Consider the following 11,160-nt stretch of genomic DNA (forward strand, 5'->3'; position numbering starts at 1 on the left):
TGGCTGTGCTAGCCCCGGCCAACTCATTTCGCCACGCATTCGGGGAACTCATCGATGACCGGCCCTTGCTCCCGCCCTGTCGTACTCTGCCTGTCCGGCCACGACCCGAGTGGCGGCGCCGGCCTGCAAGCGGACATCGAAGCGCTGATTGCTCAGGGATGCCACGCCGCCCCGACCGTCACGGCGCTGACCGTGCAGGATACCGTCGATGTCAGCGATTTCCGCGTGCTCGATCGCGAGTGGGTGCTGGCCCAGGCCAATGCCGTCATTACCGATCTCCCGGTCGCCGCCGTCAAGCTGGGCATGCTCGGCTCGGTGAGCATGGTAGATACCGTGCTGGAGATCATGCAAAAGCTGCCGGGCGTTCCGTTGGTCTGCGATCCGGTGCTGCGCGCCGGCGGCGGCGGCGCGCTGGGCAAGGATGAAGTCGGCTACGCCATGCGCGAGCGGCTGTTTCCGGTTGCAACCATCGCCACGCCGAACCTGCCCGAGGCGCGTATTCTGGCCGGACTGCCCGAGGGCAGCGCCGATGAATGCGCGCAAAAGCTGCTGCCTTACCTGCGCCATCTGCTGATCACCGGCGGGCACGGCGACGAGACCGAAGTGCACAACCGCCTCTATTCGCGCGATGGCAGCCGCCACGATTTCAGCTGCCAGCGGCTGCCAGGCAGCTATCACGGTTCCGGCTGCACCTTGGCCAGTGCGCTCGCCGGGCGCCTGGCGCTGGGCGAAGGGCTCGCCAGCGCAGTGAAATCCGCCCTCGATTACACCTGGCGCACGCTGAGAGATGCCGAGGCGCCCGGACGCGGGCAATACATCCCCCGTCGCCTGCCGCTGGACCTGGCCTGACTGGAGCGCTGCATATGAAAGACAACCACTTGCGCGGCCTCTACGCCGTTACCGACAGTACCTTGCTGGCTGACGGACGCCTGCTGCCGTACGCCGAATCGGCCCTCAGAGGCGGCGCGCGCCTGCTGCAGTACCGCGACAAGTCAGACAACGAGGCCCGCCGTCTGCGCGAGGCCGACGCATTGCGCGAACTCTGCCACCGGCATGATGCGCACCTGATCATCAATGACGATGCCGAACTGGCGGCACGCCTTGGTGTCGGCCTGCATCTGGGCCAGGAGGACGGCTCGTTGTCAGTCGCCCGCGCATTGCTGGGCCGCCAGGCGATCATCGGCGCAACCTGCCATGCGCGCCTGGACCTGGCCGACCAGGCCATCGCCGAAGGCGCCAGCTATGTGGCCTTTGGCAGGTTTTTCGATTCGAACACCAAGCCCGGCGCACCCGCGGCCACCCCGGAGCTGCTCGAACGCGCACGTCAACGCTTCAGTCAGCCGATCACCGTGATCGGTGGCGTGACGCTGGACAACGCGCCCGACCTGATCGCGCGCGGGGCCAGCATGGTAGCTGTAGTGCATGCCCTGTTCGCCGCGGATTCGGCCAGCGAAGTCGAGCGCCGCGCCCGCGCATTCAGTGCGCTGTTCGCCGGCAACTGAGCCGCGCCGGCTCCCCCAACATCATTCCTTGTTTTCCGAGAGGCCCCGCATGTCCCGTTCCGAAACCCTCTTCGCTAGCGCCCAGAACCACATTCCAGGCGGCGTCAACTCCCCGGTGCGCGCTTTCCGGAGCGTTGGCGGCACGCCGCTGTTTCTCAAGCACGCCGAAGGTGCCTACGTCACGGACGAGGACGACAAGCGCTACGTCGATTACGTCGGTTCCTGGGGTCCGATGATTCTCGGCCACAGTCATCCCGAAGTGCTTGAAGCGGTACGTCGGCAACTGGTGCATGGCCTTTCGTACGGCGCGCCAACGGCCATGGAAACCGAAATGGCCGAGCTGGTCTGCAGCCTGGTCCCGTCGATGGAAATGCTGCGCATGGTCAGCTCGGGCACCGAGGCGACCATGAGCGCCATTCGTCTGGCCCGTGGCTACACCGGCCGCGACAGCATCATCAAGTTCGAAGGGTGCTATCACGGCCATTCCGACAGCCTGCTGGTCAAGGCCGGCTCGGGCGCTTTGACCCAGGGCGTACCCAGCTCGGCAGGCGTGCCGGCGGCGTTTGCCAAACATACCCTGACCCTGCCCTTCAACGATCTGGCCGCCGTCGAGCAAATGCTTGCGGAAGTCGGCAACGAAGTCGCCTGCATCATCGTCGAACCGGTCGCAGGCAACATGAATTGCGTACCGCCAGCGCCCGGCTACCTGCAAGGGCTGCGCGAACAATGCGACAAGCACGGCGTGGTGTTGATTTTCGATGAGGTGATGACCGGTTTCCGCGTCGCACTCGGCGGCGCGCAGGCGCACTACGGCGTCACTCCGGACCTGACTACTTTTGGCAAGATCATCGGCGGCGGCATGCCGGTCGGCTGCTTTGGCGGCAAGCGCGCCATCATGGAACGTATCGCGCCCCTGGGGCCGGTCTATCAGGCGGGCACGCTCTCGGGCAACCCGTTGGCGATGGCCGCGGGCCTGACCACACTGCGATTGATCAACCGCCCCGGCTTCCACGCCGAACTCACCGATTACACCACGCGCATGTTGACGGGCCTGAAGGAACGCGCCGCGGCAGCCGGTATTCCCTTCGTCACCACCCAGGTCGGTGGCATGTTCGGCCTGTACTTCAGCGAGGCGGATGACATCGTCACCTTCGAAGATGTCATGGCGAGCGATGCCGAGCGCTTCAAGCAGTTCTTCCACCACATGCTCGACGGCGGCGTGTACCTCGCCCCCAGCGCATTCGAAGCAGGCTTCACCTCTATCGCCCACGGCGACAAGGAGCTTCAACTGACGCTCGATGCCGCCGAGCGCGCCTTCGCTCGACTGACATGAACCCGATGCCCGATCTGTTGCAAGCCACACTGCTGATGCTGGCCGGACTCTCCAGCGCCGTCTGGATCGGTACGGCCCGTCGCGGTTACGGCGAACCGGACCAGCCCGCGCTGTTTTGCGCCCTGCTCGCCTTCAGCCTGGCGGCCGGAACCGGGGCCTGTGCTGCCGGGCGGCTCGCGTTCGGCCTCGACACGCTCGAAGCCGAACGCTGGCTGATGCAGGCGACGCTGCTGCTGGGGCTACCGTTGGTCGGCGTGGTGGCACTGACCTTGAGTCGCGCGTGGACCTGGAGCCGACCGACGTGGGGCCGGATCGTGATTGGCCTTTGCGCTTTTTTCGAGTTGGCTCGCCAGCTCGGCTGGAGCGCGCCTTATGCGTTGGCGCTGGGTCTGCTCAGCGCGCTGCTGGTCGTTTATGCGGGCGCGCTGCACTGGCCAGCACGGCTGCAGGCCAGTGCCGGCGCGGCGGGCGGCGTTCTGATGCTGATCGCGGTGCCCTGGAGCGGGCTGACGTTCGGGCCTAATCCGCTCGGCGGCTTTCAGCAGCTCTGGCTCGCGCTGGCATGCCCCATCATTGCCTGGCTGCTGCTTAATCTGCCGGGTAATCTTCGTGAGCGAACCACCGCGCCTGCATAAAAGGCGGAGATGCGTTATCAAAGCCTTTGTAAGCAGGCAGCGGCTTATCCATAATGTGAACGTCGGCTCGTTTTCGCCGGACCTTCAGTCACCGCCCTGCTCTTCGAGGCGCTCGATTCATGACTCGCACCGGTTGCAGCCTCGCCCTTGGCTGCCTGCTGCTTCTAACGCCCCTGCTGGCTACGGCGGGAGGCAATTCGCTGCTAATCCCGGCGACTTCCCGGTGTGCGCTTAATACCGCTCCGCAAGAGATGCGCGAGGCATTGCGTGCCTGCGAGCAAGCCGCCAGTGAAGGCGACGTGCAAGCGGCGTACGAGCTGGGTGAATACCACTACGATGGTCGCCGCATCCCTCGCGACCCGGCCAAGGCCCTGCACTGGTTCGAGCAGGCATCGCTGCAGGGGCACGCCCTGGCCCAGCACCGCCTTGGCGTGATGTTCTTCCGCGGCGAAGGCGTGCCGGCAAACAATGTCCAGGCGTACGTGGTGTTGAAAATGTCGGCGATCAACGGCGAGGAAGACGCCCTGGATACTGCCGACCGGGTTTCCGCACAGATGCGCCGTGACGAACTGGAGATCGCCACCCAGGTGCTCGGCCAGATATTTCGTGACTACCTGATGGACTTGCAAACCGCCGAAGGTCACGAACCGTTTCGTCCTTGACGGGGACCTGCGCCCTGCGGCACCGCCATTGCGCCGGGCCGCACGCCCCACTTTGCACGCCACCTTGTCCGTCGCTCCCGGCCACCTCCGTCATCGGGCCCGGCTCCGTCGACAGCGCTTTTATCGTCCACGTCCTGGCCGTATAATCGCCGGTCATTTTTTGCACAACGCCGGCCCGTCACATGACCCGCAAGCTTTATATCGAAACCCATGGCTGCCAGATGAACGAGTACGACAGCTCGCGCATGGTGGACCTGCTGGGCGAGCAGCAACCTCTGGAGATCACCACCAATCCGGCCGAAGCGGACGTGATCTTGCTCAACACCTGCTCGATTCGTGAAAAGGCCCAGGAAAAGGTTTTTTCACAGTTGGGCCGCTGGCGTGAACTGAAGCTGGACAACCCTCAACTGGTAATCGGTGTCGGCGGCTGCGTGGCGAGCCAGGAGGGCGCGGCGATCCGTGACCGTGCGCCTTACGTGGACGTGGTATTCGGCCCGCAAACCCTGCATCGCCTGCCGGAAATGATCGACGCGGCACGCACCACGAAAAAGCCGCAGGTCGATATTTCCTTCCCCGAGATCGAGAAGTTCGATCGGCTGCCCGAGCCACGCGTGGACGGTCCGACGGCGTTCGTCTCGGTCATGGAAGGCTGCAGCAAATACTGCACCTTTTGCGTCGTGCCTTACACGCGTGGCGAAGAAGTCAGCCGGCCGTTCGACGACGTGCTGGCCGAAGTGATCCACCTGGCCGAAAACGGCGTTCGCGAGGTCACCTTGCTCGGGCAGAACGTCAACGGCTACCGTGGCGCGACCCATGATGGGCGAATCGCGGACCTGGCCGAACTGATCCGCGTGGTGGCAGCGGTCGACGGCATCGACCGGATTCGCTACACCACCAGCCATCCGCTGGAGTTTTCCGACGCGTTGATTCAGGCCCACGCCGAAGTACCGGAGCTGGTGAAGTACCTGCACCTGCCAGTCCAGGCGGGCTCCGATCGCGTGCTGGCGGCGATGAAACGCAACCATACGGCGCTCGAATACAAGTCCCGCATCCGCAAGCTGAAGGCAGCGGTGCCCGACATCCTGATCAGCTCGGATTTCATCGTCGGCTTCCCCGGTGAAACCGAAAAGGATTTCGAGCAGACCATGAAACTGATCGAGGACGTGGGCTTCGACTTCTCCTACTCCTTCGTCTACAGCTCGCGGCCCGGCACCCCGGCAGCGGACCTGATCGATGAAACGCCCGAAGAGGTCAAGAAGCAGCGCCTGGCGATCCTGCAGCAACGCATCAACCAGCAGGGTTTCGAAAACAGCCGACGGATGGTGGGTACGCAGCAGCGCATTCTGGTCACGGACTACTCTAAAAAAGACCCAGGCATGCTTCAGGGCCGTACCGAGCACAACCGGATCGTCAACTTCCGTTGCGACAATCCGAGGCTGATCGGCCAGTTCGTCGACGTGTACATTGACGATGCGTTGCCGCACTCATTGCGGGGCACGTTGCTCGAACAGGTCGCGAGCTGAACAGACCGGCGCGGCGGCAGGCCCTCGACGAGTGCCCACCGCCGGTGCACCGAGCGCTTGCCTGGGCCGGCAGGTCGCTGCTTTTTTTCTTGCGCGGCGCTATTCTCACCCAATCTTCATGCAGAGCAGGTCAATCAAAAGCCCTTGAACGCCCCCATCGAACCTCATCGTTTCACCCTGGAACCCTTTGAAGCCGATCGCTTCGCCAATCTGTGTGGCCAGTTCGACGAGCATTTGCGCCTGATCGAACAGCGCCTGGAGCTGGAGATCCGCAATCGCGGAAACCAGTTCGAGCTGATCGGCCCGGCTGACGTGACCAAAGCCGCAGAGCATCTTCTGCGTCGCCTGTACCGCGAGACCAAGAACGCCGAACTCTCGCCGGACATGGTCCACCTGTTCCTTCAGGAATCGGCCATGGAGGAGCTGAACAACGCGTCCACCACGCCGAACATTTCACTGCGCACCCGCAAAGGCAATATTCGTCCTCGCGGCGCCAACCAGCAGCGCTACGTGCAATCGATCCTCGATAACGACATCAACTTCGGCATCGGCCCGGCCGGTACCGGCAAGACCTATCTGGCCGTTGCCTGCGCCGTCGATGCGCTGGAGCGCGAGCAGATCCGCCGCATCCTGCTGGTACGTCCGGCCGTCGAAGCCGGCGAAAAGCTCGGCTTCCTGCCGGGCGACCTGGCGCAGAAGATCGACCCCTACCTGCGACCACTCTATGACGCCCTCTATGAGATGCTCGGCTTCGAACACGTGGCGCGGCTGATCGAAAAGCAGGTCATCGAGATCGCACCGCTGGCCTACATGCGCGGCCGCACCTTGAACAACAGCTTCATCATTCTCGACGAAAGCCAGAACACCACGCTGGAACAGATGAAAATGTTCCTCACCCGCATCGGCTTCGGCTCCACGGCCGTGATCACCGGGGATATCACCCAGGTGGACCTGCCGCGCGGCACCAAGAGCGGCCTGGCACACGTGATCGAAGTGCTCAAGGACGTCAACGGCATCAGCTTTACCCACTTCAAGCCCAAGGACGTGGTTCGCCATCCGCTGGTGCAGCGCATCGTCGAAGCCTACGAGGCGTTCGAAGAACGCCAGCCCCTGCCCGGCAGACGCGGCGCATCGGACAGTCGCGATGATTGAACTCGATGTGCAGTGTGCCACCCGTGGCACGGTGCCTGACGAAGCGGACCTGCGGCACTGGTGCGAGCTGGCGCTGCGCCAGCGCAGTGCCGATTCCGAGCTGACCATTCGCCTGGTGGATGAAGAAGAAGGGCGCGAACTCAACCGCACCTGGCGACAGAAGGATTACGCCACCAACGTGCTGTCCTTCCCCGCCGATGTCCCGGACGGACCGGGCGGCGTTCCGCTGCTGGATATCCCGCTGCTCGGCGACCTGGTGATCTGCGTACCGGTCGTCGAACACGAAGCGGCCGAGCAAGGCAAGGCGCTGCCCGCGCATTGGGCGCACCTGGTCATTCATGGCTGCCTGCATCTGCTCGGCTATGATCACCTCGACGACGACGAAGCCGAAGAAATGGAAAGCCTCGAGCGTCAACTGATGGCCGAATTGGGTCACCCCGACCCCTACGCCACCGAATAGCCCGAACGGGCAACTGCAAGGACCATTGAGTCAAAGACATGAGCGAAGACCGATCGAGCAACGGGCAAAAGTCCTGGTTTGGGAAAATCACCCAGGCTTTTGCCCATGAGCCGAAAAATCGTGAGGAGCTGCTGGAAGTACTGCGCGGCGCCCATCAGAACAAACTGCTGGACAACGAAGCCCTGGCAATCGTCGAGGGCGCCATACAGGTAGCGGACCTGCAGGTCCGCGACATCATGGTGCCGCGCTCGCAGGTGATGAGCATCAGGGCCGACCAGTCGCCGAAGGAGTTCCTTCCGGCGATCATTTCCGCGGCGCACTCGCGCTATCCGGTGGTCGGCGACAGCCTCGACGAGGTGATCGGCGTGCTGCTGGCCAAAGACCTGTTGCCGCTGATCCTGCAAGGCGACCTGCAACCTTTCGACATCAAGGACCTGTTGCGCCCGGCCACGTTCGTTCCCGAGTCAAAGCGCCTCAACGTGCTGCTGCGCGAGTTCCGTGCGAACCACAGCCACATGGCCATCGTCATCGACGAATACGGCGGCGTCGCCGGCCTGGTGACCATCGAGGACGTGCTGGAGCAGATCGTCGGCGATATCGAAGATGAACACGATATCGAAGAAGACAGCTACATCCGACCGCTGCCCAGCGGCGATTTCCTGGTCAAGGCGCTGACGCCCATCGACAGCTTCAACGAGTTCTTCGGCAGCGAGTTCCCCGATGAGGAATTCGATACCGTGGCCGGGCTGGTCATGAGCATGTTCGGCCATCTGCCCAAGCGTAACGAGGTCACCGAGATCGATGGATTCCGTTTCCGCGTACTCAACGCCGATAGCCGTCGCGTGCACATGCTGCGCCTGAGCCGCCTGCAACCGGAACACCACTAGGCACCTGGCGGCCCCCTCGGCGGCCAAACCTTCGGTAGACTTGGCTCGCACTGTACCCACCCGCCGCCGTCATCCGTACCGCGGCGGTTCTCCAAGGAACCTCCATGCGCTGGATCACCCGCCCCGGCTGGCCGGGCAACCTGCTGGCACTTGCCGCCGGAGCCCTGACCACCCTGTCGCTCGCGCCATTCGATATCTGGCCCTTGGCCCTGGTATCGATCGGACTGATTTATCTGGGCCTGCGCGAGCTGGCGCCGAAGCAGGCGGCCGGTCGCGGCTGGTGCTACGGCTTCGGCCTGTTCGCTTCCGGCGTCAGTTGGGTCTACGTCAGCATCCATGATTTCGGCGCGGCGCCGCCGATCCTCGCGGGCGCGCTGACGCTGGGCTTCGTTGCGGGCCTGGCGTTGTTCTTCGCGCTCCTCGGCTGGCTCTGGTCGCGCTGGCTCCGGCCGTCCGGCGCGCCGCTGCACAGTGCGCTGGTGTTCGCGGCGCTGTGGCTTGCGCTGGACGCATTGCGTGGCTGGGTATTGACCGGCTTTCCCTGGCTGTATACCGGCTATAGCCAGCTCGACGGGCCACTGGCCGGCCTCGCGCCGATTGGCGGTGTATGGCTGCTCAGCTTCGTGCTCGTACTGACCGCGACCCTGCTGATAGAGCTGCCTCGCCTGCTGAAGAGCAAGAGTGCACTGATCGGCGCACTGGCCGCGCTGGGCCTGCTCTGGGGCGGCGCGCTGGGTCTCGGGCAGCACGCCTGGACGACATCCAAGGGCGAGCCCATTACGGTCGCGGCGATGCAAGGCAACGTCGCCCAAAGCCTCAAGTGGGACCCGAAAAAGCTTGAAATGCAGTTGCTGCTCTACCGCGACATGACCTTCGGTAGCCGCCCGGTCGACCTCATCGTCTGGCCGGAAACCGCTGTGCCGATCCTCAAGGACCATGCCGAAGGTTATCTGACGATGATGGGCCGCTTCGCCCAGGAACGGCAGTCGGCGCTGATCACCGGCGTGCCGGTACGTCAGCCCAACGCCGACGGCGAGCTGCGCTACTACAACGGCCTGACCACCGCTGGCGATGCGCAGGGCACCTACCTGAAACAGAAACTGGTGCCCTTCGGCGAATACGTACCCTTGCAGGATCTGCTGCGCGGGCTGATCGCGTTCTTCGACCTGCCGATGTCGGACTTTGCCCGCGGCACGCCAGACCAGGCATTGTTACAGGCGAAGGGCTACCGGATCGCGCCCTTCATCTGCTATGAGGTGGTGTATCCGGAGTTTGCCGCCAGCCTCTCGGCGCAGAGCGACCTCCTGCTCACGGTCAGTAACGACGCCTGGTTCGGCCATTCGATCGGCCCCCTGCAACACTTGCAAATGGCGCAGATGCGCGCGCTCGAGGCAGGTCGCTGGATGGTGCGGGCCACCAACAACGGGGTCACCGTGCTGATCGACCCGCAGGGACGCATCGCCGGGCGGATTCCTGCCTTCGAGGAGGCGGTGCTCTACGGCGACGTCACGCCGATGCAGGGACTGACGCCGTATCTGCAGTGGCGATCATGGCCGCTGATCGCGATCTGCCTGCTGCTGCTCGGCTGGGGCCTGCTCCGCCGCCGACGGGCCTGAGCGGTGAAATCCACGCCCACCGGCGGCTGGCCTCCTATTCGGCGTTGCCGCTGTAGATGAGCGGATAGACGAGCATCCCGACCGCCTCGTTGAGCAGCAGGCCGTTTTGCCAGACGGCCTGGGACTCGGGCAGCCAGCCGCCAAAGGGGCGCCCATTGGGCACGCCGCGAAACCCCATCGGAGCGGCGATCACCTGCAACCCATTGCGTTCGAAGCACCAGCGCGACCTCGGCATGTGCGAAGCCGAGGTTACCAACACGATCCGTTCGATCCCGGCAGCCTTGAGCTGCTGCGCGCTATACAGCGCATTTTCCCAGGTGGTGCGGCTGCGCTCTTCGAGCCAGCGCGTCGGCGTGGCGAAATCGCGCTCCAACGCCTCGGCGGCCAGCCAGGCCTCGCTCGGCGGCTGGCCGTAGTGCAGGCCGCCACTGGCCAGGATAGGCAGGCCCGAGGCCTTGGCCAGCCGCGCGGTGTAACGCAGCCGTTCGAGGGCGATGTGGCTGGGCTGATCCGATCCCCAACCGGGATCGGCCTGCTCACGTCCGGCGCCAAGCACCACGATCGCCTGAGCCTGCTGCCCGAGGCTGGACCATTGCGTCCGATCGAGGGCCGGTTCGCGCTCCAGCGCGCGCGCCGCCCACTCCACCGTCACCGGCAGGCTCATCAACCACAGTCCGCCGAATCCCAGTACGAAGCACACAGCAGCCAGCCGCGGCGCGCGGCGCCTGAGCCACCAGGCGGCGAGCAAAAGCAGTAACAGGCCGCCCGGAGGCAGCAGCAGTTGTTTGAAGAAATAACGAATCGGCATGTGCAGCTCCCACGTCTCGGTTGCTGCAACTCTACCTGTCGGTGCTCCGCTTGTCGGGGCGAATATCGTCAGTGCCTGGGGTAGGTATGCAGACGCTGACGGGCACGCAACAGCTGTGATCCACAAGCCGAGCACGCCACCGGGCCCGCACCTTCGGGCCAATTCACGCTGGCGCCACAGAGCGCACAGCTCATGGCCTGGTGAAGCGTCAACGGGGCCTGTTTGCTGCGCTTGGCCGGATGATGATGACGTAGCACATTGCGCAACGCCGGGCGTGTTGCTTGCCGAACCAGCTGCGCCTGCTCCTCCGCTGCCGCGTGCCACCCGGACAGCCATTGTGAATCCTGCTGCAGATAAGCGCGGATCAGGTCGAATTCGGCCGGGGTCAGCCCGCCGACTTCCAGCTCGGTCGTCGCACCTGCATCGCTGTCGGCGGTTCGCTCCGCCTCTTCCAACGCCACACTCAGCCGTTGCAGCACGCGTCCATAGAGGTTGCCCTCATCCGCTTGGCGCTCTCTACCCATGATTCACCTCGTCATTCGTCCCGCCCCCCGTACAAGCGTAGCTCACACGCGAACGACG

The 11,160-nt window shown here is 64.3% G+C and carries 12 protein-coding genes; 10 read left to right on the forward strand and 2 right to left on the reverse strand.

The window, feature by feature from the left end:
- Positions 1 to 54: 54 nt before the first annotated feature.
- From GQA94_RS00520 to lnt, 10 genes are all read left to right on the forward strand, one after another.
- Positions 55 to 849: a hydroxymethylpyrimidine/phosphomethylpyrimidine kinase gene (locus tag GQA94_RS00520; RefSeq protein WP_158186219.1), complete on the forward strand. Its 795-nt coding sequence runs from the start codon at positions 55 to 57 to the stop codon at positions 847 to 849.
- Between the two features lie 14 nt (positions 850 to 863).
- A complete protein-coding gene (thiE, locus tag GQA94_RS00525) occupies positions 864 to 1,502 on the forward strand; it encodes a thiamine phosphate synthase (protein WP_158186220.1) in 639 nt (212 codons plus the stop codon).
- Positions 1,503 to 1,551: 49 nt separating this feature from the next.
- Complete coding sequence (hemL, locus tag GQA94_RS00530) at positions 1,552 to 2,835, forward strand: glutamate-1-semialdehyde 2,1-aminomutase (RefSeq protein ID WP_158186221.1); 1,284 nt, start codon at positions 1,552 to 1,554, stop codon at positions 2,833 to 2,835.
- A complete protein-coding gene (locus GQA94_RS00535) occupies positions 2,832 to 3,470 on the forward strand; it encodes a hypothetical protein (protein ID WP_158186222.1) in 639 nt (212 codons plus the stop codon). Before hemL ends, GQA94_RS00535 begins: the two co-directional genes overlap by 4 nt.
- A gap of 119 nt (positions 3,471 to 3,589) precedes the next feature.
- The gene (locus GQA94_RS00540) at positions 3,590 to 4,132 is read left to right on the forward strand and encodes a tetratricopeptide repeat protein (RefSeq protein WP_158186223.1); all 543 of its coding nucleotides are present in this window, start codon (positions 3,590 to 3,592) and stop codon (positions 4,130 to 4,132) included.
- Between the two features lie 182 nt (positions 4,133 to 4,314).
- The gene (miaB, locus tag GQA94_RS00545) at positions 4,315 to 5,655 is read left to right on the forward strand and encodes a tRNA (N6-isopentenyl adenosine(37)-C2)-methylthiotransferase MiaB (protein ID WP_158186224.1); all 1,341 of its coding nucleotides are present in this window, start codon (positions 4,315 to 4,317) and stop codon (positions 5,653 to 5,655) included.
- Between the two features lie 144 nt (positions 5,656 to 5,799).
- Complete coding sequence (locus GQA94_RS00550) at positions 5,800 to 6,807, forward strand: PhoH family protein (protein WP_158186225.1); 1,008 nt, start codon at positions 5,800 to 5,802, stop codon at positions 6,805 to 6,807.
- Complete coding sequence (gene ybeY / locus GQA94_RS00555; RefSeq protein ID WP_158186226.1) at positions 6,800 to 7,267, forward strand: rRNA maturation RNase YbeY; 468 nt, start codon at positions 6,800 to 6,802, stop codon at positions 7,265 to 7,267. The genes GQA94_RS00550 and ybeY overlap by 8 nt, the downstream gene beginning before the upstream one ends.
- Before the next feature lie 38 nt (positions 7,268 to 7,305).
- Positions 7,306 to 8,154, forward strand: coding sequence for an HlyC/CorC family transporter (locus GQA94_RS00560; RefSeq protein ID WP_158186227.1), 849 nt, complete (start codon positions 7,306 to 7,308; stop codon positions 8,152 to 8,154).
- Between the two features lie 104 nt (positions 8,155 to 8,258).
- A complete protein-coding gene (lnt, locus tag GQA94_RS00565; RefSeq protein WP_158186228.1) occupies positions 8,259 to 9,770 on the forward strand; it encodes an apolipoprotein N-acyltransferase in 1,512 nt (503 codons plus the stop codon).
- Positions 9,771 to 9,804: 34 nt separating this feature from the next.
- Here lnt and GQA94_RS00570 read toward each other — a convergent pair whose 3' ends face one another.
- Both GQA94_RS00570 and GQA94_RS00575 read right to left on the reverse strand, forming a co-directional pair.
- Complete coding sequence (locus GQA94_RS00570) at positions 9,805 to 10,578, reverse strand: YdcF family protein (RefSeq protein ID WP_158186229.1); 774 nt, start codon at positions 10,576 to 10,578, stop codon at positions 9,805 to 9,807.
- 68 nt (positions 10,579 to 10,646) lie between these two features.
- Positions 10,647 to 11,102, reverse strand: a complete 456-nt coding sequence (locus GQA94_RS00575; RefSeq protein ID WP_199270083.1) for a hypothetical protein — start codon at positions 11,100 to 11,102, stop codon at positions 10,647 to 10,649.
- Positions 11,103 to 11,160 lie beyond the last annotated feature (58 nt).

Source organism: Stutzerimonas stutzeri (assembly GCF_009789555.1).
GTDB lineage: Bacteria > Pseudomonadota > Gammaproteobacteria > Pseudomonadales > Pseudomonadaceae > Stutzerimonas > Stutzerimonas stutzeri_R.